30 protein-coding genes are annotated in these 20965 nt (G+C 70.7%); 2 read left to right on the top strand and 28 right to left on the bottom strand.

Features of this window, described 5'->3' with window-relative positions:
• The 15 genes from VFJ94_RS10800 to VFJ94_RS10730 all read right to left on the bottom strand — a co-directional run.
• A partial coding sequence (locus tag VFJ94_RS10800) for a hypothetical protein (protein WP_325004216.1) occupies nt 1-369 on the bottom strand: 369 nt, incomplete at its 3' end.
• Entirely contained in the window at nt 366-3281 is a 2916-nt protein-coding gene (locus tag VFJ94_RS10795) for a phage tail tape measure protein (RefSeq protein ID WP_325004215.1), read from the bottom strand. The genes VFJ94_RS10800 and VFJ94_RS10795, both read right to left, overlap by 4 nt.
• 15 nt (nt 3282-3296) lie before the next feature.
• Complete coding sequence (locus tag VFJ94_RS10790) at nt 3297-3569, bottom strand: hypothetical protein (RefSeq protein ID WP_325004214.1); 273 nt, start codon at nt 3567-3569, stop codon at nt 3297-3299.
• 26 nt (nt 3570-3595) lie between these two features.
• Nucleotides 3596-4261, bottom strand: coding sequence for a hypothetical protein (locus VFJ94_RS10785; RefSeq protein WP_325004213.1), 666 nt, complete (start codon nt 4259-4261; stop codon nt 3596-3598).
• A complete protein-coding gene (locus tag VFJ94_RS10780; RefSeq protein WP_325004212.1) occupies nt 4258-4587 on the bottom strand; it encodes a hypothetical protein in 330 nt (109 codons plus the stop codon). The genes VFJ94_RS10785 and VFJ94_RS10780 overlap by 4 nt, the downstream gene beginning before the upstream one ends.
• A 90-nt stretch (nt 4588-4677) precedes the next feature.
• Nucleotides 4678-5181 (bottom strand): hypothetical protein, encoded by a 504-nt coding sequence (locus VFJ94_RS10775; RefSeq protein WP_325004211.1) that lies wholly within the window; start codon nt 5179-5181, stop codon nt 4678-4680.
• A 3-nt stretch (nt 5182-5184) separates the two neighbouring features.
• Nucleotides 5185-5433, bottom strand: coding sequence for a hypothetical protein (locus VFJ94_RS10770; RefSeq protein WP_325004210.1), 249 nt, complete (start codon nt 5431-5433; stop codon nt 5185-5187).
• A 39-nt stretch (nt 5434-5472) separates the two neighbouring features.
• Nucleotides 5473-5883 carry a hypothetical protein gene (locus VFJ94_RS10765; protein ID WP_325004209.1) on the bottom strand — a complete coding sequence of 137 codons (411 nt, stop codon included), beginning with the start codon at nt 5881-5883 and terminating at the stop codon, nt 5473-5475.
• Nucleotides 5883-6239, bottom strand: a complete 357-nt coding sequence (locus tag VFJ94_RS10760; protein WP_325004208.1) for an HK97-gp10 family putative phage morphogenesis protein — start codon at nt 6237-6239, stop codon at nt 5883-5885. Before VFJ94_RS10760 ends, VFJ94_RS10765 begins: the two co-directional genes overlap by 1 nt.
• 172 nt (nt 6240-6411) lie before the next feature.
• Complete coding sequence (locus VFJ94_RS10755; protein WP_325004207.1) at nt 6412-6843, bottom strand: DUF6093 family protein; 432 nt, start codon at nt 6841-6843, stop codon at nt 6412-6414.
• Nucleotides 6844-6847: 4 nt separating this feature from the next.
• Nucleotides 6848-7210: a hypothetical protein gene (locus tag VFJ94_RS10750; RefSeq protein ID WP_325004206.1), complete on the bottom strand. Its 363-nt coding sequence runs from the start codon at nt 7208-7210 to the stop codon at nt 6848-6850.
• 69 nt (nt 7211-7279) lie between these two features.
• Nucleotides 7280-7591 carry a hypothetical protein gene (locus VFJ94_RS10745; RefSeq protein ID WP_325004205.1) on the bottom strand — a complete coding sequence of 104 codons (312 nt, stop codon included), beginning with the start codon at nt 7589-7591 and terminating at the stop codon, nt 7280-7282.
• 14 nt (nt 7592-7605) lie between these two features.
• Nucleotides 7606-8712, bottom strand: coding sequence for a hypothetical protein (locus tag VFJ94_RS10740; RefSeq protein WP_325004204.1), 1107 nt, complete (start codon nt 8710-8712; stop codon nt 7606-7608).
• A gap of 14 nt (nt 8713-8726) precedes the next feature.
• Nucleotides 8727-9083 (bottom strand): DUF2190 family protein, encoded by a 357-nt coding sequence (locus VFJ94_RS10735; RefSeq protein WP_325004203.1) that lies wholly within the window; start codon nt 9081-9083, stop codon nt 8727-8729.
• 5 nt (nt 9084-9088) lie between these two features.
• Nucleotides 9089-10402, bottom strand: coding sequence for a hypothetical protein (locus VFJ94_RS10730; RefSeq protein ID WP_325004202.1), 1314 nt, complete (start codon nt 10400-10402; stop codon nt 9089-9091).
• Between the two features lie 33 nt (nt 10403-10435).
• Here VFJ94_RS10730 and VFJ94_RS10725 point away from each other — a divergent pair, with 33 nt between their 5' ends.
• Together VFJ94_RS10725 and VFJ94_RS10720 are read left to right on the top strand one after the other, a co-directional pair.
• A complete protein-coding gene (locus VFJ94_RS10725; RefSeq protein ID WP_325004201.1) occupies nt 10436-10627 on the top strand; it encodes a hypothetical protein in 192 nt (63 codons plus the stop codon).
• Nucleotides 10617-10766 carry a hypothetical protein gene (locus VFJ94_RS10720; protein ID WP_325004200.1) on the top strand — a complete coding sequence of 50 codons (150 nt, stop codon included), beginning with the start codon at nt 10617-10619 and terminating at the stop codon, nt 10764-10766. The genes VFJ94_RS10725 and VFJ94_RS10720 overlap by 11 nt, the downstream gene beginning before the upstream one ends.
• Here the strand turns inward: VFJ94_RS10720 and VFJ94_RS10715 are convergent.
• The 13 genes from VFJ94_RS10715 to VFJ94_RS10655 form a co-directional block, all read right to left on the bottom strand.
• Nucleotides 10749-11804 carry a phage minor head protein gene (locus VFJ94_RS10715; RefSeq protein WP_325004199.1) on the bottom strand — a complete coding sequence of 352 codons (1056 nt, stop codon included), beginning with the start codon at nt 11802-11804 and terminating at the stop codon, nt 10749-10751. The genes VFJ94_RS10720 and VFJ94_RS10715 overlap by 18 nt on opposite strands.
• Before the next feature lies 1 nt (nt 11805).
• A complete protein-coding gene (locus tag VFJ94_RS10710) occupies nt 11806-13338 on the bottom strand; it encodes a hypothetical protein (protein ID WP_325004198.1) in 1533 nt (510 codons plus the stop codon).
• Between the two features lie 26 nt (nt 13339-13364).
• Entirely contained in the window at nt 13365-14897 is a 1533-nt protein-coding gene (gene terL / locus VFJ94_RS10705; RefSeq protein ID WP_325004197.1) for a phage terminase large subunit, read from the bottom strand.
• Between the two features lie 104 nt (nt 14898-15001).
• Nucleotides 15002-15907, bottom strand: a complete 906-nt coding sequence (locus VFJ94_RS10700; protein ID WP_325004196.1) for a hypothetical protein — start codon at nt 15905-15907, stop codon at nt 15002-15004.
• Entirely contained in the window at nt 15904-16524 is a 621-nt protein-coding gene (locus tag VFJ94_RS10695) for an HGGxSTG domain-containing protein (RefSeq protein ID WP_325004195.1), read from the bottom strand. The genes VFJ94_RS10700 and VFJ94_RS10695 overlap by 4 nt, the downstream gene beginning before the upstream one ends.
• On the bottom strand, nt 16517-16798 hold the full coding sequence (locus VFJ94_RS10690) for a hypothetical protein (protein WP_325004194.1): 282 nt from the start codon (nt 16796-16798) through the stop codon (nt 16517-16519). Before VFJ94_RS10690 ends, VFJ94_RS10695 begins: the two co-directional genes overlap by 8 nt.
• Complete coding sequence (locus VFJ94_RS10685; protein WP_325004193.1) at nt 16795-16938, bottom strand: hypothetical protein; 144 nt, start codon at nt 16936-16938, stop codon at nt 16795-16797. The genes VFJ94_RS10690 and VFJ94_RS10685 overlap by 4 nt, the downstream gene beginning before the upstream one ends.
• Nucleotides 16935-17303, bottom strand: coding sequence for a hypothetical protein (locus VFJ94_RS10680; RefSeq protein WP_325004192.1), 369 nt, complete (start codon nt 17301-17303; stop codon nt 16935-16937). The genes VFJ94_RS10685 and VFJ94_RS10680 overlap by 4 nt, the downstream gene beginning before the upstream one ends.
• A complete protein-coding gene (locus VFJ94_RS10675; RefSeq protein WP_325004191.1) occupies nt 17300-17584 on the bottom strand; it encodes a hypothetical protein in 285 nt (94 codons plus the stop codon). Before VFJ94_RS10675 ends, VFJ94_RS10680 begins: the two co-directional genes overlap by 4 nt.
• Nucleotides 17584-18534 (bottom strand): hypothetical protein, encoded by a 951-nt coding sequence (locus VFJ94_RS10670; RefSeq protein WP_325004190.1) that lies wholly within the window; start codon nt 18532-18534, stop codon nt 17584-17586. The genes VFJ94_RS10675 and VFJ94_RS10670 overlap by 1 nt, the downstream gene beginning before the upstream one ends.
• Complete coding sequence (locus VFJ94_RS10665) at nt 18531-19409, bottom strand: hypothetical protein (RefSeq protein WP_325004189.1); 879 nt, start codon at nt 19407-19409, stop codon at nt 18531-18533. Before VFJ94_RS10665 ends, VFJ94_RS10670 begins: the two co-directional genes overlap by 4 nt.
• On the bottom strand, nt 19409-20755 hold the full coding sequence (locus VFJ94_RS10660; protein WP_325004188.1) for a replicative DNA helicase: 1347 nt from the start codon (nt 20753-20755) through the stop codon (nt 19409-19411). The genes VFJ94_RS10665 and VFJ94_RS10660 overlap by 1 nt, the downstream gene beginning before the upstream one ends.
• On the bottom strand, nt 20752-20965 hold a 214-nt coding region (locus VFJ94_RS10655; protein WP_325004187.1), incomplete at its 5' end, for a DNA cytosine methyltransferase. The genes VFJ94_RS10655 and VFJ94_RS10660, both read right to left, overlap by 4 nt.

The raw sequence follows: 20965 nt of genomic DNA, 5'->3' as shown, positions 1-20965 counted from the left end.
CGACCGGCCGGCGTACACGTCACCGCCGAGCCACTGCGGCCCCCCGGAGACGGTGCTCAGCCACGGCGTCATCAGCTCCGAGTCCCACGGGCACAGCACATTCGTGACCTGCGCCCACTCGTCGACCAGCCACCACGGGCCCGCGCCGTACCCACCGACCTCGAACGCGGCGAGGTTCGCGAGCTGGTCGGGGGTGCGCGCCGCGGACGTGGCGGCCGACCATTTGCGGAACGAGCGGACCGCCTGCCGTGAGGTCATCCCGCCGCCGACCGTGGGCGTGAACGTGCGGGCCCGCGAGGAGTCCGGGGCCAGCCGCGCCATCGGCCCGACCGGGACCATCGCCCCGAGGGAACCGAGCCATGCCGTCACCGTCGCCTCCCCCCGCGCGCGTTCGCCGCATCGCCAGCGGCCACGAGCGTGCCCGCCTGCCTGCCGTCGACATGCAGGGCCGCCTGCACCTGCACGGGCCGGTCCGCCAGGGCCGCCACGGACCGCAGCAGGGCCCGGTCCTCACCCGACAGGACGGCGACCGCCGCCCCTGCTGAGCGGGCCATCGCGACCCTCTCAGCGACACGCATCACACCGACCGCGCCACCGTTGGCCCGGCGCACGAGCCGCCCCTCACGGGCCGCGGCGCGCATCCGCTCCACCGCATCATGCCCACCGGCGCCACGGACCTCCGCAGCGGACCACACGTGCTCGTTGCGGGAGGCGAGCAGGAGGTTGCTGTCCGAGGTCTCCGACCCGACGCCGTGGATCGGGCCACCAGCGGCGCGGCGGATGAAGAACGGGTTGCCGGGAATGCGCGCCCCGGGCAGCGCCGCGCCCGGCATGGTGTCGATGAGGGTCCGCACGTGGATCGTGGACCACCGGTCCCGCGCGGTGGAGTTGAGCCGCGACTCAGCGAAGTTGAACGACCCGTAGTCGATGTTGGCGCGCACGGTCGGGGTGGCGGTCTTGTTGTCGAGGATCGTGACCTTGCCGGTCGTCGCGTCGATCTGCGCCTGCGCGGTCGGCACGCCCGCCGTCTTGATCAGGGTCGTGACATCGTTCGGGATCAGCCCGTACGAGGTGGCCAGCGCCTCGGCCTGCTGCTTCGTCAGGCCCATCTGCTGCGCCTGCCGGATGAACTCCACCCGGCCGCGGGCCACGGCCTGCGCCGCGAGGTTCTGGTCCCCCGTGAGGGTGAAGGTCGCGGACGCCGCCGATAGGGACGAGTCGCGGATCCCGTTGAGGGCAGCCCGGTTCGCCCGGCCCTTCTCGGTGTGGTTGTCGAGGGTGCGGCCGTTGTCCTTCACCGCGGCGGTCGCCGCGTCGACGGCGGCCCGGTACGCGTCCTCTGCGTTACGCTGCTCCACCACGGGGGACCCGAGGCCGAGGATCGCGGTCTTGAGGTTGTCGAGTGCCTTCTTCGCGTCTTCCGCCGACTGCTGCGTCTGCTCCAGCTCCTGCTGGTACGCGTCGATACCCGGTGCAGAGCCCTTGGCCGTCGTCGCTGCGGTCGCGACCGCCGATGCGTACTGAGGCAGCTTGGACTTGAGCTGGTCGACCGTGATGCCCTGTCGCGCCGCTGCGGTCGCCAGCTCATCGAAGGACCGCTTCGCACCATCCGTGTTGCCGCCAGCGACCATGGCCGCGAGCGCCCGGTCGAGCGCGTCGAGCTGCCGGGAGGCGTTCGCGATGTTCGACACGTCCTGCATGCCGACCATGCCCTTGAGGGAGCCGATGCCGCGGTCGACGTTGTCGAGGAACCCAGAGTCGAAGGTGTAGTGAAGGGCGTCGCCGAAGGAGTCAACGTCCGAGGCAAGCCGCCCCCACCCGTTCGACGTACTCGCCCGCGCCGCCGCGTTGAACGCGTCCAGCGACGATGACGCCCCGGCGAGGTCCTGGGCGAGGGTGTCGGCGTTGATCGAGTCGGCCTCCGAGCCGAACGCCTTCATGGCCGCGACGCCGATGGCGAGGCCAGCGCTCGCACGCCCGAGCCCTTGGATAGCCGAAGCCGTCCGCGGCGACTTGGCCGATATCTTGTCCATGGACAGGCCGAGCGCGTCGAGGCTGGCCCGGTACTCCCGCCACATGCCGACGCCCTTGGGCACCCCCAGCGCCAGCCCAGCGAGCGCCGCGCCTGCCAGTAGCACGGGCCCCGGGACCTGCCCCAGTTGGTTGACCAGCCCAGTGAGACCCTGCACCAGCCCACGCAGGGCATCGTTCGCGCCGGACCCAGACTTGATGAACACCGTCTCCAACGACCCGGACAGCTGCTCGAAGTCGCCCTTGAGGTTGTCCATCAGCTTCGCGGCCTGCTCCTGCGCGAAACCTGCGTCGTTGACCTTCGCCGTCCAGTCCGCGACAGCCCGCCCGCCGCCCTGGTAGAGCGCGATCGCCGCGCCCATGGACTCGTTGCCGAAGATCTGCCCCAGCGCGGCATTGCGGGTCGCCTCGTCCAGCGGGCCCAGCCGGTCCTGCAAGATCTGCGCCGCGCCCTGCAGCCCGACGAAGTTGCCGGAGGCGTCGTAGACGTTGATCCCGAGCTCGCCCATCGTCTTCGCGGCGGCCTTCGACGGCGACGTCAAGGACATCAGCATCGAGCGGAAGGAGGTGCCGGCCTGCTCGCCGATGATGCCCTTGGACGCGAAGAGCCCGATGACACCGGTGGTCTCCTCGATGGAGACGCCCATCGAGTTCGCCGTCACGCCGGCGTACTTCATCGCGTTGGCGATGTCGTCCACCGACCCTTGCGCGTTGCCGGCCGCGGCGGCATACAGGTCAGCGACGTGGGCTACGTCGCTGCCCTGGAGGTTGAACTGGTTGATCGCCGTGGCGGCGATCTCACTCGCGCGGCCCACCTCGAGCTGCCCGGCGGCGGCAAGGTTCAACGCGCCGTTGAGACCACCGGCGAGGATGTCGTGCGCGGACACCCCGGCCTTCGCCATCTCGGTGATGCCCTGCGCGGCCTCCGTGGCGGAGAACTTCGTGTCCGCGCCGGCCTTCATCGCAGCGTCCCGCAGGTCCGACAGCTGCTGCCCGGTGGCGCCCGTCGCCGCACCGGCGGCGGACATCTCCGCGTCGAAGTCGGCGAAGGACTTAATCGCCTTCGCGACCCCGAGCGCGACCCCGGCACCCGCGAGCGCGGCGCCGTTGGCCATGTCCTGGAATGCCTTGGCCGGCTTCTTGACGTCGGCCTTGGTCAGGTCATCGACGGACTTCTTCGCCGACGCCATGCCCGCCCGGAAGCCAGCGACATCCGCGCGGAGCCTGACGACGATGGAACGGTCCGCCACGGAATCACCCCCCAGTCAGTCGTCGTCGGTGGCGCGGCGCGCCCACACCACCGCACCCGGCGGCAGCTCACCGCCCTCGGTGGCCTTCTCGATCGCGGCCCTCGCCCAGCACACGGCGACCTCGGCGACGAACTCACCGTCGCCCTCGTCGCCGTGCGACTCCGACGTCCAGAACCCGCACCCGCAACCGCACAACCTGCGGTCGTGCTCGTGCACCGCCCGGTCGAGCAGGCAGTCCGTCTCGCACCAGTCCGGCCACGACCACCCCAGGTACCGGGTCGGCGGCACACCCAGCTGTGCGGCCCGGCGCAGGTCTACGAGGAGGCCGTACCACTCCGGCCGGTGGAGGACCTCTGCGAGAAATCCCGCGTCAGGACCCGCGCCGACTGAGCCACCGCCTGGTTCGCGTCGGTCATGGCGTACATGAGCTTGTTCAGCTCGCCCTCGTTCGCGTCGTACATCCGCCGCAGCCGCTCATGCGTCACCTGCACGGGCACGGGCGCCCCGCCGGCTGGCTTGACCTCCACGACCTGCCCCACGAGCTGGTCGATGAGCAGCCGTAGCCGGGCCTTCATGTCGGTCGTGTCGCCGTCCTTGTCGAGCGTGAGGCCGTTCGCGCGGGCGTACGTGGCCCACCGGTCGGTCACCCACTCGGAGGAGCGCTTCTCCACCGTCCAGTACGCGGTGTGCGCCAGGAAAGCCTGCTTGGCCTGCTCGTAGGCGGCGATGAGGTCGTTGACGTCCTGGTCCTCGGGGGTGGAGTCGATGCGGTCGACGATCTCGTCCATGACGCCGATGAGGTCGCCCCGCTCGTGGATCTTCACGGTGCGTCGGGTGGGCCGCATCCCGGCGATGAAGTCGTCGAGGTCGAACGTCGCCGGGTCCAGTGGTGGCGTGCTGTCGACGATGCCGAACGCGGCGGCCGCAGCCTGCGGCGGGGCGGCGGACAGGGGCTGGTCATCGGCCACTGGGTCACTCATCGGTCGTCCTCGGGGCCTGTCAGCACAAACGTCCGCAGGGCCGTTGCTACGACATCATCGGCGTGGGCCGCGTCCATCTGGCCGGCTGCGGCGAGGGCCTGCGCGCCAGCCTCGGCTTCCCCATCCAAGAGGTGGCCGACGATGGGGTGTTCGATCTTCACGTGCGCCCACCGGTCTCCGACGGCCTCGTCGCGCCGCACGCACGTCACGGTCACGACATGGGCGTCCATCTTGATACGGCAGACCTCCCTCGGGTCATACCCGAGGTCCTCGCAGATCTTCGCGACCCACGTGCGCTCACCGCTGGTGCTTCGTACTGTTTCCATCTCGCTGCTCTCGCTGTCTCCACAGGTTCCACGGGTTGACTCGCGCGGCCCCGACCCGTGGAAGACAGGGCCGCGCGAGGGTCAGAAGGGTCAGGCTGCGGCGGCAATGAAGTTGAACATCGTCTGCGCGAAGATCGGCACCTCGTACTTGATCCACCCCTCGGAGACCTCCTTCGGCGTGCCCGTCACCACGGCACCCCCGAGGTAGATCTCGTCCGCCGCCGCCCAGATGTCCGTCGACAGCTTGCCCGTCTTGCGGGCGTAGATGTAGAGCGTCGTCCCGCGCAGCTTCGTCGCCGCGAACAGGGCGTCCTCCGTGGCGTCCACGGCCCCCGCCGCGGTATACCCGCGGTAGACGCCGAGCCCGAGGTCGTAGGTGTCCTCCGTGGGGACCTCCGCCTCGAAGTTGGCCGACAGCGCAGGGTCGCTCACCGTCTTCGGGTCGCCAGCGCCCCACTTCCACAGCGACTTCGGGATGAAGTCCGCGGCGTTCGCGATACCGCCGTTGAGCTCGAGGACCGTGGGGGCGGCGATGTTCGCCGGCTTCGTGGTGAGGATCGCCACCTTCACGTGGCCGGTGCTGAGCATGCGCATAGGTCAGTCCTCCTGGGGGACGTAGATGGTGGCGAGCTCGTCCCGGGACAGGGACTCGACCTGCTCGGGCGGCAGGCCCTGCGAGGACGCGTACGCGGCCCAGTCGGCCTTCGACGCGTTCCGGGCGGGCATGTCAGCCCGCTCGTCGTAGGGCTCGAAGTCGGCGCCAAGCACCGGGTCGTCGAGCCAGTGGGCGGGAATGACCTGCTTCTCACCGGTCGACTTGGCGACGGCGTCCACGAAATCGGGCATGACTGTTGACCCCTTCCAGGGCAGGAGGTGGATGTCGGTCTACTCGGCGGCCAGCTGAACGGCGAAGAGCAGCGGGGCGTATGAGCGGTATGGCGCTACGGTGCGGTCGGTGAGGATCGGGCCAGGGTCCGCGGCGAGGGCGATCGGCCCGCCGGCGGTAGAGATGCGAGCTCCATCGAGTGCGGCCAGCACGCGGGTGACGGCTCGTCGTGCACGGGGCACGTCACCGCCGGCTGCGGTCACCTGGAAGGTCCAGGCGAGCAGGTCGCTGCCGGTCGTGACGGCGTCCTCGTTCGGGTCGCGCCGGCCCGGAGAGACGTAGAGCGCTGCGTACGGGTGGGCGCGGCCGTCGGAGTCCATGCGGGCGTCAGGCTCGCCGTCGAACACGTCGAGACCCGGCTGGCCGCGCAGCAGCATCAGGACGGCCTGCGTGCGCTGCTCGAGGTCCACTAGAGATCCAGTGCCTTCGCGACGGCGGCCATGGCCTTCTCGAAGGAGTAGCCGTTTCGGTCGAGCGCTGGGCCCATGTAGGCGTGTGGGCCCATGCGCGACGTACCGAACTCGACGAAGTGGCCGTAGGAGGCGGTGGGGCCGATCTCGGCGGTGACGGCACTTGCGAGCTCGTGGGTCTCGTAGCCGATGGAGGAGCGCAGGTTGCCGGTGTCGACAGGCGCGAAGACCTGCGCGTCCCGCTTGATGTCGGCTGCCGACTTCTGGATGACGCGCCGCGCGAGCGGCAGCGCCTTCTCGCCCGCCTTGCCGAGGTCGACGGTGAGGGAGTTGAGCTCCGACAGGTCGATGTCCACGAGGCCTCCTTGAGGTTGGCGGTCGGGCGCAGGAACGCTGCTGCAAGAGGTGAAAGGCGGGCGCCGCGCTGGCCCAGCTGTGACCCAGCCAGGGTGCCTCTCAAGCGTCCTTCGGCCCGGTTCATGAACACGGCGCGCGGCTTTGGAGCCGTTGACGCCCGACCGCAGGTCTTCAGGTGGTGGGGGCGTCCGACTGGTTGTCGGAGCACACCATGTCGCGGGTGAACCGCTCGGAGCCGTACTGGTAGTCCACGACCCATAGGTCCTGTCCGACGAGCTGGGCGTCGTTGACCGCCTCGAGGACCTTGACGCGTGAGCCGGGGACGACAAGCCCGGCGTCGAGCTCGAGCTGGACGAGGTAGGGCCGGCCGGTGATGTTCTGGCCGGCGGCGGGTGCCTGCATCGCGGACTGCAGGGCTTGGATGCGGGCGGGGCCGGTGTAGTCATCCGACCATGCCTGCCTGGTGTCGTCGGTGGTCGGGTCATAGACCGGTGCCCCGGTGGGGACGCCGGCCGTGACGCGGGCGTTCATGCCGCCTTGCGCAGCCGCAGCATGGTGGCGGGACCAGTCGGGCGGGATGACGACGGCACTGTCGAACGGCATGCGCCTACAGCCCCCACACGCTGTAGCCGCGGTTGGTGAGCTCCGGCCGGGTCGTGGTCGGAGCGACGATGTCGAACACGCCTTCGTCGTCGGCTCCGGCGAGAGCGCGCAGAGAGGTGGCGTGCCGGCGCAGCGCGTCGGCAACCTTTGCGCCGTCGGTGGCGAGGTCCTGCGTGCGGATGACCTTGGACACGAGCGCTTCACTGGAGGCGATCGCGTCGAGGGCGTCGGCCGCAGCGAGGCGCACGTTGCCGGCATTGATGGCGAGGTAGCCGCCGACCTGCGCGTCGGTGAGGATCTGCTTGGCCGCGTCGGTCGACACGTCGGAGATGAGCAGGCGCACCTGGTCCTCGGGCAGGTAGTCCACGGCCAACCTCCTTCATGACGGGATGGGCGCCAGCGGCCCCGAACAGGGGCCGCTGGCGGTCCCAGTAGGTCAGGACGCGGACGCGTCCCTGGCCGCCTTGGACTTCTCCGCAGCCACCTTCGCGGTCGCCGCCTTCTCCTCGGCCGGCGCGGGCGACGCCGCGGTCTCTGCCGCGACCCGCTCGGCAATCTCAGCCTCGGCGGTGGCCGCCGCGGTCTTCTCCTCGGCCGAGACGGCGGCCTTCGGAGCCTGCTTCCAGCCCTCCGGGAGCAGGTCGGTGCCGACCCACGCCTTCGGGACCTCGTTCGGCTGCACGTTGCCTCCGGCGTCGACGACCTTCACGAAGTCGCCCTCGCCGTACGCGTCCTGGTTCTGAGCCATCTCAGCCACCCTCCTCAGGCGCCGATGCCATCGCTGGCATACGTGAACATCGGGTCGCCGGTCGCCGCGCCGACGATGTGACGGACACGCCAGTACACGGCGTCCACGTCGAAGTCGCCCTCCTCGGGGGCGATCGCGCCACCGCCGACACGGGCGCCCTGGTCGTTCTTGTACCGCATGTCCGGGGTCTCCCAGCCGCGCAGGAAGGCGACGTAGAACGCCGGGCGCGGCGCCGACGGCAGGGGCAGCACGAACCACGCCGTGCCCGGCAGGTTCTCCAGGACCCGCAGCGTGATCCGGCCACGCAGCGGGTTCGGCTCCTCCGTGGTCACCGACCCGTTCGTGACCCGCACGACCTGCTGGTCGAGGATCCGCTGCGCCGTGAACTGCAGCGCCGGGCCGACGACCAGCTGCAGCGGGCCAGGGGAGAGCAGGTTTCCCTGTGCGTCGCGCTTGGTCGAGACCGTGGTGATCGCGGCCTGCAGACGGTCCTGCGTGATCACGCCGGTGCCGATGTTGCCGTTCGTGGCGTTGAAGAACCCCGTGTTCGGGGCTCCCGTCGACGTCGCGAGCAGCTTGAGGGCCTCGCGGTCCTCGGTCAGCCCGGCGGCGGTCGCGAACTCGGCGGGGACCTGGCGCAGCTCTTCGAGGTCGTCGTTGACCTGCGCCTCGAACGAGTAGCCGAACCGGCGGCCGAACTTGCCGACCTGAATGGACCGCTCCGAGACGGCGTAGTCCGCGGAAGGGTACTCGCTGAGCTCGGGGACGCGCTCGAGCGCGGACCTCGCGCCGGACAGCTCCCGCAGGTACTTCTTGCGGAAGTTGGCGACGGTGGTGCGGGTCGCGAACCCGGTCCACTGGGTGGGCATGGCCTCGTACTGGGCGAGCATCTCCCGGTCCAGCACGTCGCCGGCGGCAGACTTGAACAGGTCGGACGTGGACAGGGCCTCGTGGACGGCGAGCGCCGCGTACCGCGAGCCGCCCCATGCCGCCCCGAGCAGGGTCGCGGCCTCGGCGATGGAGCGGTGGTTCGCGCCGCGGCGCCGCGCCTGGGGCCCGGTGCCGGCCATGATGCCGGATTCGGTGACGCCGAAGGACTCGGCGAGCTGGATGATCGTCATGGTGGGAGGCCTCCTCAGACCTTGGCCAGGCGGACGTGGACGGTGCCGGCGCCGGCGGCCTTCGTGCCGCCCGCCCCGTCGGCGTCTGCCACGGTGCGGCCGAAGAGGGTGTTGCCGGCCGCGGTGACCGTGAGGGCGTTCGCTGCGGTGATGTAGATGGGGGTGCCCTCCGCGCCCACGGCGTCCGGGGTGGACACGTCGAAGACGCCCTCGGTCCAGACGGTCGCGCGGCCGGCGATGTTGCCGCCCTCGCCCTCCTTCGTGGCGGTGACGCCGGGGATGCCGAAGACCAGCACCGGTGCGCTGGACGCGGTGCCGGCCGGGACGGGCAGGGAGAGCCGGTTGCCCTCGTGGAGTCGCTCGTTGCGCATGTGGATCAGGCCTCCTTGACCTGGCGGCCGAACGCGGACGCGACGGCCTTTGCGGCGTCGGCCTCGCCGACCTCGACGGTGTTGGTGTGGCCGAATCCGGTGACCTTCCCGGCGCCGAGGGCCTCGGCGATCTCGGCGATGTCGGCCTCGGCGTCCTTGACCGCGGCCTCGGTGGCGGCGACCACGGCGGCCGCGTCGACCTGCCCGTCGTCGCCGATGGCGACCTGGGCCAGGACGGCCTCGACGACACGCGACTGCCGCCGCGGGGGAAGCGAGGACTCGCCGACCTTGCTGGCGACGACGGGTCGGGCGCCCTCGCGGGCCTTGTACAGCGCGAGCGCACGCTCGGCCTCGGTGGCACGCCGCTCGGCCTCGGTGGCCCGGCCAGCGGCCTCGGTGAGTCGGCCGTGCTCGGCCTCGTCCACCTGAATGGTTCCCATGCTGTTCTCCTCAGAACTCGGGATGGGGTGGGGTTGTCCGACCGGTGCCGGGACATTCGTGGTGCCGCTCTCCGCGGCGGGGGGTGGGGTGACAGGCACGTACTCGGTGCGGGCGCGGACCTCGGTACGGTCACCGTCGAGCAGAACCGACCCGTCGTCCTGCAGCTGGTAGGACTGCGCGAACGTGGCGGACTCGTCCGGCGTCTCCCACTCGAACCACACCGTGGTGTCGTCGAAGTCGCGGACCCAGACCCATGCCTGCTCGCCGCCGTACTCCTCGCGCAGCGCCTGCGTGAGGGCCTCGCGGGTGTCGTTGGCGGTCGCCTCGGCTACGCCGTGCTGCACGGCACGCTCCACGACGAGCGCGGGCCGGGCCGACTCGAGGACCTGCAGGATCTGACCGCCGCGGCCGGCCTTGGTCACAAAGTCGGCCGACAGGGCCTCGGTGAGCTCGGTGATGATCCGACCCTTCTTGCCCTCGGCCTCACCGATCGTGGTGTCGGCGTAGGCGCGGATCGAGACGCCGATCGCGGAGGCGAACTGCTCGTCGGCGAGCAGGTCGACGTACGGACCGAACACCTGCGCCTCGGCGACAAGCTGGCCGCCGTCCCACGTGGCGTCCTCGGTGAGGACGGCGGCGAGGTCGCGCACGGAGCGCTCGGGCCTCTCGTACTTCTCGGCCTCGGTCTCGTGGTCGAGGAACATCTGCGTGCCGGCTGGGAAGACCTTCGCGGCGGCCGCGTTCTCGAGGACCTTCGGGGAGTAGTAGCCGGAGCTGCCCCAGCCCGGGGTGATGAGCCCCACCTTGAGGCGGCCGGACTTGCCACCCTCGGCCTCGCGGACCGCGAGGGAGCGTGACTCCCTGATGGCCTTCGGCATGCTGACCTCCTGGGGTCATGGGACTCTGGGGCGATGGATGCGGATATCCCGGAGCGGTGCCTGGTCTGCGGTGGTCCCTTGCGCGTCCCGCGCCGCTCGCTGGGCAGCGCATGGGGCGGCGAGTCGATCGAGGGAGACGGGCGCGAGGTATGCGCCAACGGCTGCACCGAGACGGTGGAGTACACGCAGGCGAAGGAGCGTTGGCGGGCCGAGCGTGGCAGCTGACGACTCGGACTGCCTCGAGCACCTGTGGGTGATGACCGGAGTGACGCTGGCGGCGGACGGGACGCACATCGAGTACGAGTGTGTCCGCTGCGCCGCGACGACGGTCGAGGGACCGCGCGAGCTACGCGGCGAGGTCTGACACCGGCCGCGGCGCCCACGAGTCGCGCCAGCCGGGAGTGGTGCGCTTGACCGTCAGGTCTTCCCACGAGGCATTGCCGGACCGCAGCAGGTCCAAGCGTGCCTGGCCCATGATCGCAACCTGGTCCTCGTCGGGCAGGCCGTTGAACCACGCCCTCGCATCGGGCAGGGCGTCGGTGGGTTCGTCGAGGTCGAACCCGAGGTCACGCCACGACTTGGTCGCCGGCACGCGGGCACAGCGGCCCTGCTGGTGATCATGGGGGCCCGGCTCCTCGAGCCGGTGCCGGGTGCCGTGCTTCGCGAGGCAGGAGGGACACGTGCGGCGGTCGAGCGTCGCAACCCAGTCCCAGCCTGCAAGCACATCCGCGTTGGCAAGGTCCTGTGCCATCCCAGCGGCACGGTGAGCGTCGAGCATCTCCGTCCGCGCGATGACGAGGGCACGGTTCCGGCCGCCGTTGAAAGCGCCCTCGACCCGATCGAGCATGACCTGCGCGGCCCGCCTCGGGTTGTCGCCGAGCGCGACACCGCGGACGAGGGCCGAGCGCATCGCCTGCTCGGCCTGGGCGGACAGCGGCTGCGACAGCGCCGTGACCTGCTGCGTCGTGCGTCGCGCGATCGCCTCGAGCGCCGCCGGGTCGACCCGGTCGAACGTGGTGATGACCTGCATCGCGGTCCCGGCCTGGGGCGGATACTGCGACGCGGCAAGCCGCTGCGCCCAGTCGGCCGCGTCAGCCGTCATGGCTGGCAGCGCCTGCGTGACGACGACCGGCAGGTCTCGCGACAGGTCCAGCAGCGCAGCCCGGGTGGCCTCCATCGCCTTCTGCGCCCGCCTGGCGCGCGTGACCTGTCGTCGTGACGGCCAGCGGCCGTCCTTCGATGCAGCTACGAGGTCCACCAGCGCGGCGTCCCATTCGGCAGCCAGCTCGTTCCACGCCGTGCCCCACGAGCGGATCAGTGCCTGTGCGGCCGCGTCGACCGGCGCGAGCATGGACACGCGCATTCCATCGAGCAGGCGCAGCGTCTCGCGCTGGATTGCCACGTCAGGCCGCCGGCGGCACGGTACCGGCCGCGACGGCGTCCTGCTGCGACCGGGCAGCCTGGGCATCCCGCGGCCACACGAAGTTGCCGTCCGCGCCGACGAGCCCGGCGAGGACCTCGTCGGCGTTGTCGACGTCCAGCGCGGCGAGCAGCAGCTGGGCGATTACCAGCGGGGGCAGTATCTCCGTGCCGTCGGCCTCCACGATCGCCTTGACCAAGGTCTCCAGCGAGTCCTTCGACAGGTCCGGCCAGACCACGTCGATGCCGCGGTCCTGCTCGCCGGCCAGCGCGACGACCTCCCGGCCGGTCACCGGGTCGCGAGTGATGCGGCCCTTGAGCGGACCCTGCGGCGCCTTGACGGCCTGGTCGATGACGTAGCCGAGGACCTTGCGGATCAGGTCGGCGTGCAGGTCGCGGCGCATCTCGATGATGAGGCGCAGCGGCTCATCCAGTGTCTCGGCCGTCGCCCGGGCGCCGGTGACACCGGGGTCGGCCAGCAGCATCGTCACGGGCACGTCGGTCGCCGCGGCCACCATCGCCGCCAGCGGACGCCCCGACTGCGAGTCGATCGTCGCACCGGACTTGCCGATGGCCTCGAACGCCTGGCCTTCGCCGGTGACGACCGTGCCGCCCACTGACCCGTCACCAGTGACCGGGGCGGCCGACAGGCGGCTGCGCACCGCAGCAGCGCCGGCCCGGTTCTTCGCCGTCGCCCGAAACGCGAACCGCGACAAGGCCTTGACGAGCTTCGCCCAGTCCTCGAGGAACTCCTTGTAGCCCCTCGCCCATGGCAGCGCGGCGTACACGTCCCCGATGCCCCACTGGGAGTCCTCCGGGCGGTTCACCACCGTGTGCAGGACCGGCTTGTCCCACTCGACCGGGCGCCCGTCGACCGTCGAGGGCCGCACCTTCGGCCAGTACCCGACCGCCGGGTAGTAGACGGTCCGGGTCTCCCGCCGCGTCCGCGTCCCCGCATACCCGGCCTCGACCATCGTGCGGGTGTAGGTCCGCTTGTAGAACCAGGGCTCGGCGGAGTCCTCAGGGTTACAGATGATCTCGTCGACCTCGCGGGCGGGGATGACCCGGACCTGCACGCGGCCGGACAGGGGGGATGTGACGAGGGCGTGGAACGCCTGTCCGCCAGTCGCGAGACGCCGTTCGAGCTCCTCGCGGGCCTGCCCACTGGTGAAGGTGGCCTGGTTGGATGGGTCGTCGAGGAATGCCTGCACGACGGCGTTGAGGTCCTGCTCGGCGCCGTCCTCCTGTCGAGCCTGGATGGTAACGCCCCGACCCCACACGTACGCGACCCGCAGGTTCACTGCGCGCGAGATCAGCGGATCCGCGACGCTCATGACGCGGGCCAGGTTCGCTGCCTTGCGCAGCTCCTCGCGCGACAGCAGCGCGGCGTCGTCCGAGCCGATCTTGGTCCAGCCGGCCTCGTCGGCAGCCATCTGCGCGTCGATCAGCGCCTCGTGCATCAGCTCGAGCGTGTCCTCGAGCCGGGCCACCTGCTCCAGGGTGGGGGCGTCGGCCATGCGTGATGCCCCCTCCGGTGGTCGGTTCAGTACGAGGCCGCCCAGGCGAGACCGGCGTCCTCGTCCTCGTCGAGTAGGTCATCCGCGTCACGGACCTGCCCGTCGAGGATCGGCACGAGCAGCAGACGGTGGTTCGCCTGCGACATCCCGTCCACGGTGTCGTCGTGTGCGCCGCTGGGGAAGTCGCGGGCCTCCTCCGTGAGGTCGACGACCCACGCGACCGTGGACCGCCCCTCCTCGTCGAGCAGCTCTGGCGCCATCGGGTCGGGCAGGACGATGTCACCGGCCTCGACGAGCGGGGTAACGGCGGCCGCCCGGGCGTACTTGCTGCCCTCGGGCTCGACGGGGATGAGCCCACCAACCTTCGCTCGCAGCGCGTTGAGGATCGCAGGCCCGTTGGCCTTGTCCTCGACGAGCTTCGCGACCGCCTGCGGCCACCGCGCGGTCAGGTCCAGCATCATCTGGCACGACTCGGAGAACCCGGCGCGACGTCGCACCTGGTCAAGCAGGTAGGCCTTCGTGCCGCGGCGGAGCCACACCTGACCGACGACGAAGTCGGAGCTCTTCGTGTCCTTGAACGCGAAGTCCCACGACTGCACGAGCTCGACGTCGGGGTTGCGGCCGGCGTCGGGGATGATGCGCGCGCCGTCATCTCGCACCACCCACAGCGGCTGCTCGTAGCGCGCCCATCCGTCTACGGGGAAGAGGTTCCCGGTGTCGGGGGTGGGCCGGCCCTGGTAGAGGCTGGCCCAGGTGCGGGTGCCGGCGGTGCGTTTTCGCTGCTCCCACTGGGCGATGGTCCGACCGCGGGCCGAGACCATGAACTCGCCGGGCTCGCGGCCCAAGGGGTCGGTCTCGCCCTTGGCCGGGTCGTGGTCGGCCTGGGCTGGGATGTTCAGCAGCCGCCAACCCTCATCCTGGGCGAGGAGCCGTCCGGCGAGGTCATCGTGGTGCCAGCGGGTGAGGATGAGCACGACGGGAGCACCGGGAGCGAGACGGGCTGACGCGGCGTCTGTCCACCAGTCCCACACGTTGTCGCGGTACGTCTTGGAGTCGGCTTCCTTCCGGTCCTTGATCGGGTCGTCGATGATCAGCAGGTCCGCGGGCCGACCGGTCACGCCGGCGCCGACCCCGACGGACAGGACGCCGCCCTCGTGGCCGTCGATGGACCACTCGTGCACGGCTCCGTTGTCGGGTGCGATGCGCAGCCCCAGCTCGGGGTGGGCGGTGATGCGGTTGCGGATCGCGCGGCCGCTGCGGTTCGCCAGCCCTTGGCCGTAGGAGGCGTTGACGATCCGCAGGTCTGGGTTCTCGGTGAGCAGCCAGGTGGGGAAGTCGCCAGCGACGCGGACGCTCTTGCCCTCCTGCGGGGCCATGCAGATGATGAGCCGGCTGTCGGGGGTGCGTGCGGCTTCCACCAGCGCTGCGTCGATCAGGTCGAGTGCGGGCGTCTGGACCGTCTTGGGGTTCAACTGGCGCGCGAGGGCGCCTGGGGTGGGCCACTGGTTGCCACGAGGCTCGAACGAGCGAGCAGCGAACTCGAGCCAGTCGGGGGTCATCGCTCACCTCGAGGAGCGAGAGGGGATGTGGCTAGCTGCGGGCGCACTACACCCCTGGCCGTGTCACGGCGACAGAATCACACGCTTGTCATTCCCGTGTCAACTCAAGAGGCCCGTTCCTTCTCGCGGGCCATCAGGGCGGCCAGGACCTGCGTGCGGTCGTAGAGGGCGTGGCCCTGCTTCGAGTAGCCCTTGCTGGCGATGAGCCCACGTCGCGACCACTGGCGCACGGCCGCCGTGGTGTAGCGCATGCCGAGCTGCTCCCGCACGTCGGTGACGATCTGCTCCGCGGTCAGCAGCAGCGACGGTCCGGCCATCCGCTCGCGCCACCCTTCGAGGGTTTCCTCGGCACCGCAACGGCAGGTAATGGGCTTGTCACGCTCCGGCCGCCAAGACCACATCGGGTACGTGTCGGGGTCGGTCGTGGGCTGGGGTACGCGGCGCCACTCGGGGGGCTTGACGCGGATGCGCCGACCGCATGCGGGGCAGTCGCCGATCGTCATGCGGTCGCCCTTGGGCGGCCATGCGACGCGGGAGACCGCACGGGCAAGAGAGTCGACCTCGGTGACGAACGTGGCCCCGAAGTCGTGGGTGCCGTCGACCCACGTGGCGAGCCGGTCGACTTCGCGCTCGAGCAGGTCGAGCATGTCGTAGACGTCGCCGCAGTCGACGGTGATGGTCCGCATGTGGATCGTCCAGGCGGGGTAGGCGTCCTCGTCGGTGGTGGGCTGGGGGACGCGTTCGGGGCGGTCGAGGATGCCGGGCCACTCGTCGACGGCGGCGTGGACCCAGAACGCGAGGGTGCGGGGGGTGTCGAGCCGGGCGTCGGGGGCGTAGTCGATCTCGTCCTCGGTGGCTGGGCGTGGGGTGTCGCGGGTGGAGCCGCCGCCTGCGATCTGCATGGGGTTGAGGACGTGCCGCCAGCCCTTGCGGATCGTGGCGAGCGAGTCGCGGGCCGCGTCGGTGGGGGTGGTGTCGGTTGGGCTGGTGTCGGCGGTCTGCTCGGTCAACGTGAGGCTCCTTCGGCGGCGAGCTGGCGTAGGCGGGTGGGGACGACGGTGCCGACGAGGGTCTGCTGCTCGGGGGTGAGCTGAAGGTCGGCGAGGATGCCGCGGATGACCTCGGCCACCAGCTGGCCTTGGGATTCGGCGAGGCGGACGCGGCGTTCGTCGACGCCGGCCTTGAGTGCGGCGGCGGCGTAGGCGGCGAGCCGGTTGGAGGCGTCGGTCAGCATCCGGTAGGCGATGTTGGGCGCGGCCTCGGACGTGGTCTCGGTGCCGGGGAACTCGCCGGAGCCCTTGTCGGTCTCGGACGAGCGGCCCCAGGTGAGGGCGTCCTCGTTGGTGTCGGCGAGGTCGACGACGCGGGCGCGCCAGTAGTCGACCTCGCCGGCGGTCCAGTGCACGAGCTCGAGGAGCGCCTCGGCGGGGTGGATGTCGCGGCGGGCGCCGAGGCGGGCGACCTCGCGTTCGGCGGCTTGGACGGCGAGGCGTTCGCGGGCTTTGGCTTGGGCTTTGGGGGACTTGCCGCCATGGTTGGCGCAGCGGGTGGCGCCGGCGAGTGGTGCTTTGCGGCAGGTGCCGCCGTTGCGGGTCTTCGCGCCGCACAGGGCGCGCCCGTCAGCCACGGCCGGTCTCCTCGCCGCAGTGGTGCCCGGTGTCCACGACGCGTGGGCTCCACAGGATGACCTGGCCTCCGGTACGGAACGTGAGGCAGCACCCGATGTCGGTGCGGCAGGTGTCGCACACCACCCGCTGTACGGCCCGAAGCGTTGCGTGTCGGGCCAGCCGGCGTTCCTCCTCATGGCCGCCGTCCGCGGTCCACGTCGCCGAGTCGGCCGACCCCTCCCAGTCGGCCAGCACGTCGTCGCACTGGTCGAGGAACGCCTGCACGTCGCTCACGGAGTCTCCTTGGGTCGGGTCCAGCGGATGGTGGCCTTGTACGGCCCGTGGTGGTCGACGCCGTACTCGTGGCACCGGTGCTTGCGCTTCTTGTGACCGGAGCGGCGGTCGCAGTCCGGCTCGGGGCAGGGGCGCTTCACTGGTCGGCCTCGGCGATCCGGGCGGCGTAGGCGCGGAGCCAGTCGCCCACGCGCTGGGCGTACGCGAGGGGGATGATGCCCTCCGTGGGTGGGGGTAGGAGCGCCTTGTCCCATCCGCCCCAAAGCCACGCGTCAGTCGCGTCCCGGAGCGCTGCGGCCTTGGCTCGCCGCTCGCGCCCGGGCAGGTCGAGCGCGTCGAGGACGCTTCGCGCGGCGCCCTGGCAGGCCGCCATCGCTCGCTCGCATGTGGCGCAGCCAGGGCGCGGATGCTCCCAGTCATCCTCCTCGTGCCCGTCCCACTGCGACCAGTGGAAGAACAGCTCTGCCGCCACGGTCTCGATGTCGGCGGGGTCGTGGGCGTTCACTGGTCGGCCTCCGTCCACTCGACGTGGGCGGGGCCGTCCCCGATGTCCGGCCACCGGTGGGGCGGCTCGTGACCCCTCTCCCGCCCACAGGCGTAGTGCTTCCGCCCGTGGATGCGCTGCGCGATGGCGAGCATGGGCACATCGGACTCGACCCCGCACCGACTGTCGGCGTACGCCCGGACCTGTGCAGCCAGGACGTCGAGGTCGGCTTGGCCGATGCTGCCTCGCACGCGGACGGTCTGGCCGTCGCTGGTGAGGCGGGTCTCGCAGGGCTTGTCCATCACGCACCGCCCTCGGTCGCCTCAGGCACGCCGGGACCATCCAGCGCCCCCACCACCTTCGCCTCGACCCGCGCCAACGCGGCGATGGTCGCGCACGGCCACGGCTCGCCGCAGCGCTGGCATCCGTCCTCGATCCGGTCGTCGTCCGTGGTGACCTCACCCTCGCCGGGGTCGTACCAGGTCTCACCACGAGGGTGCTGCGCCTCGACTCGCGCCACCTTGCTCTCGACACGCGCCAGTTCGCCCTCGAGCAGGGTGGCGACGACGCGGGCATGGTCCCGCTCCTCGGTGACGCGATGGACGGGCCCGATCCGCTTCTGGCGGATGAGCCAATCGAGCGTGGTCGAGTGGGTGTAGCCCCAGACCTCGCGCAGGGCTGCGTTCGATCGGCTGTACGCCTTGGCGCTCTCGTGGAGGGCGCGCAGGTCCGGGTCGGCGATCTTGTGACTACGCAACCGCTCGACCTCATCGCGGGCGTGGTCCCGCTCCACCTCGGTACGCTGCATCTGGTCGATGAGGATGCGTCCGCCCTCGTCGCGGTACGTCTCGGACGCGAGCAGGAGTCGCAGCCGCTCGACCTCGGCCCGCAGCGCGTCCCGCTCAGCCTCGGTGCGGCGGACCTCGTCCCCGAGGAGTGCGGCCACGGCGCGCAGGTCCGCGACCTCGGCCCGCAGCTGGTCCCGCTCGTAATTGGCGTGCACGGCCTGCCGCCAGTACTTCGCGGAGACGTGGTCGTGGCCCACGGACCGCGCCAGCTCCTCCACCTGGGCCCGCAGGTCCGCGTTCTCGGCTTTCAGTTCGTCCCGCTCGCGCTGTACCTGAGCTTCGGCCTTGGCTGAGTCGACGAGCGAGCCGATGGCGTCGCCGTAGGCGCCCTCCACGGGCTGCAGCTGGTCCTCAGACCATCCACGGGGTTCGCTGCGGTCACGGTCGGCGTGGGGGTCGGTCATGGGGTGTCCTTCCGGGTGGGGGTGGTGGCGGGTCTGCGGATGTGGGCATTGACGACGCGGCGCAGCTCCTCGGGCATTGGCGTGCCGTCTGGGATCGGCTCGGGCGGCTTCAGGTGCGCCCATGGGTCTGGTTCCGGGTCGGGTGGGGCGTCGATCAGGGGCGCGAGGTCCCCGGCCTGGGCGGTGGCCCGCAGCCAGGCGGCGGGTGCGCGGACGTTGTTGGCGCGCAGGATGTCGGGGAGGCGGTCTAGGCGGGGGTCGTTGGAGTCGATGCCTAGGAGGGTGGCGGCGAGCTGTCTGGCGGGGTTGTGGCCGGTGGGCGTGGTCTCTCTCTCGGCGGCGTTAGCCGGCGACTCAGCCGGTGCGGGTGGCTCGTTTGATGAGGGGGGAGGGGGAGAGAATCTGCTCTGCTCTGCTCTGCTTCCGTTTTGCTTGCCGCTTGCTGTAGCACTTGCTGAAGCATTTGCTTGGCTGGTTGGTTGGCTACTGGCGCGTGCTTTGCCACCTTTGCGGCCCGCTGACCTGCGCTTTTCCGTTAAGTCCTCAACCTCGGCGCGCGACCGCTGGTGGTCCAAATAGTCGTGCATCCAGTACCCACGTGCCGTGGTAACAGAATGGTCACGACCCATGGTTACCGGTGAGTAGGACGAAGAAGTTGCGTCGGTCACGAGTCCCACCTCGATGAGCTCACGGGCGGTCCTTGGGTTGGTGATTCGCTTCCACGTGCGCTCGGAGATGAAGCCGTCGGTGAGGTTCCGCGAGCAGTAGCACCACAGGGTGATGAGGTGGCGGAACGCCCGGTCCGAGAGAGCTTCGATCTTGGGGTGCTCGTCGAGTCCGTCGTGGACCTTGATGAAGGTTCGGGCGTCTGCCATCAGGAGTCGTTCCTTTCCAGGGTGGCCGATGGGGACCAGGGCGGGTCCTCGATGCGGGAGTACTCGCCACGAAAGAACAGGTCAAAGCTCGTGGTGGAGCCGTGACGGTTCTTCCCGACGACGACCTTCAGCTCGGTGGCGGGGGCGTGGCTGCCAGACAGGTCGCGGTGCAGGAGCAGGACCACGTCGGCGTCCTGCTCCTGGCCGCCGGCCTCGCGCAGGTCGGTCAGGGTCGGGGTCTTGTCAGCGCGGGACTCGAGGCCGCGGTTGAGCTGGGCGAGGGCGACGACGGGTAGGCAGGTGTCCTTGGCGAGGTTCTTCAGTCCGCGGCTGATGGCGTCGACCTGCACGCGCCGGTCGTCGCGTGGCGCGCCGGTGGGTGGGGCGATGAGCTGGAGGTAGTCGACGACGACGATGCCGACGTCGTGCTTGCGCTGCTCGGCCTTGACGTGGGCGCGGATCTGGGTGAGGGACAGGGCGGCCCGGTCGTCGATGTGGATGGGCAGTTCGGCGATGTGCTTGGCGGCGGGGGCGAGGTGCTCCCAGTGGGTGGGGGTGAGCTTGCGGTGCTGGATCAGGCTCATGTCGATGGACCCGACTGAGGCGATGAGGCGGTGGTAGAGCTCGGCGCGGGACATCTCGAGGGAGTAGACGAGGGCTGTCTTGCCGCGGCGTGCGACGTCGAGGGCGATGCCGGCGCCGGCGACGGACTTGCCGATGCCGGGGCGGGCTCCGACGATGTAGAGGCAGGCTGGCTTCCATCCGGCGATGGCGCTGGTGAGGCGGTCCCAGGGGGTGGGCATGCCGGGGGGTTGTTCGAGCTCGTCGAGGGCGGCGTAGACGGCTTCGGGGTGGGGCATGGCCCTGGTGTCGGCTGTTGCGATGCGGTCGAGCTCGTCGCGGGCGGTGTTGACGAGCTCGAGGACGTCGTACTCGCGGTCCCTGGTGGTGATGGCTTGGTGGATGCGGGTGACGGCAGCGTCGACGGTGCGCAGGTGTGCGGCGGCGCGGACGATGTCGGCGTAGCGGGTGACTGCTGCGGGGATTGGGGCGTGGGTGGCGCAGTCGAGGATGTAGGACAGGCCGCCGGCTCGGGGGAGGTCTGGGCCGAGGGTGTCTGCGACGGTGAGGCCGTCGACGGGGGTGCCTGCGGCGTGCAGGGTGGTGATGGTGTCGTGGATGAGCTCGTTGCGGGGTGAGGCGTAGTCGCGGCCGGTGAGGACGTCGTTGGCTTCGTCGATGGCTGCGGGGGACAGGAGCATGGCGCCGATGACGGCGCGTTCGGCGAGGGCGGCGTGGTCTGCCGCTGGTTGGTCGTCGTGCTCGCTAGGTGGTCGGTCGGTCATGCGGCGCCGCCGAGGAGGGAGTCGGCGACGGCGGCGATGAGGTCGCGGGCTGCGGGTGGGGTGACGGCATTGCCGGCCATCTTGACCTGCTCGCGCTTCGTGCCGAGCATCACGTACTCGTCGGGGAACGCCATGCCGCGCTTGATCTCGTGGGGCTCGAGCATCCGGAACCGGCAGGCCATGACGTCGTCCTGGGTGACGTCCATCGGC

Source organism: Intrasporangium sp. (assembly GCF_035688975.1).
Taxonomy (GTDB): Bacteria; Actinomycetota; Actinomycetes; order Actinomycetales; family Dermatophilaceae; genus CALMNV01.
This window is presented reverse-complemented; position numbering and strand designations above follow the sequence as displayed.

Coding starts and splice junctions, on each gene's coding strand:
- VFJ94_RS10785 (WP_325004213.1), bottom strand. CDS start 4,261: ATGAGTGACCCAGTGGCCGATGACCAGCCCCTGTCCGCCGCCCCGCCG.
- VFJ94_RS10780 (WP_325004212.1), bottom strand. CDS start 4,587: ATGGAAACAGTACGAAGCACCAGCGGTGAGCGCACGTGGGTCGCGAAG.
- VFJ94_RS10775 (WP_325004211.1), bottom strand. CDS start 5,181: ATGCGCATGCTCAGCACCGGCCACGTGAAGGTGGCGATCCTCACCACG.
- VFJ94_RS10770 (WP_325004210.1), bottom strand. CDS start 5,433: ATGCCCGATTTCGTGGACGCCGTCGCCAAGTCGACCGGTGAGAAGCAG.
- VFJ94_RS10755 (WP_325004207.1), bottom strand. CDS start 6,843: ATGCCGTTCGACAGTGCCGTCGTCATCCCGCCCGACTGGTCCCGCCAC.
- VFJ94_RS10745 (WP_325004205.1), bottom strand. CDS start 7,591: ATGGCTCAGAACCAGGACGCGTACGGCGAGGGCGACTTCGTGAAGGTC.
- VFJ94_RS10740 (WP_325004204.1), bottom strand. CDS start 8,712: ATGACGATCATCCAGCTCGCCGAGTCCTTCGGCGTCACCGAATCCGGC.
- VFJ94_RS10735 (WP_325004203.1), bottom strand. CDS start 9,083: ATGCGCAACGAGCGACTCCACGAGGGCAACCGGCTCTCCCTGCCCGTC.
- VFJ94_RS10730 (WP_325004202.1), bottom strand. CDS start 10,402: ATGCCGAAGGCCATCAGGGAGTCACGCTCCCTCGCGGTCCGCGAGGCC.
- VFJ94_RS10725 (WP_325004201.1), top strand. CDS start 10,436: ATGGATGCGGATATCCCGGAGCGGTGCCTGGTCTGCGGTGGTCCCTTG.
- VFJ94_RS10710 (WP_325004198.1), bottom strand. CDS start 13,338: ATGGCCGACGCCCCCACCCTGGAGCAGGTGGCCCGGCTCGAGGACACG.
- terL (WP_325004197.1), bottom strand. CDS start 14,897: ATGACCCCCGACTGGCTCGAGTTCGCTGCTCGCTCGTTCGAGCCTCGT.
- VFJ94_RS10675 (WP_325004191.1), bottom strand. CDS start 17,584: ATGGACAAGCCCTGCGAGACCCGCCTCACCAGCGACGGCCAGACCGTC.
- VFJ94_RS10670 (WP_325004190.1), bottom strand. CDS start 18,534: ATGACCGACCCCCACGCCGACCGTGACCGCAGCGAACCCCGTGGATGG.
- VFJ94_RS10665 (WP_325004189.1), bottom strand. CDS start 19,409: ATGGCAGACGCCCGAACCTTCATCAAGGTCCACGACGGACTCGACGAG.
- VFJ94_RS10660 (WP_325004188.1), bottom strand. CDS start 20,755: ATGACCGACCGACCACCTAGCGAGCACGACGACCAACCAGCGGCAGAC.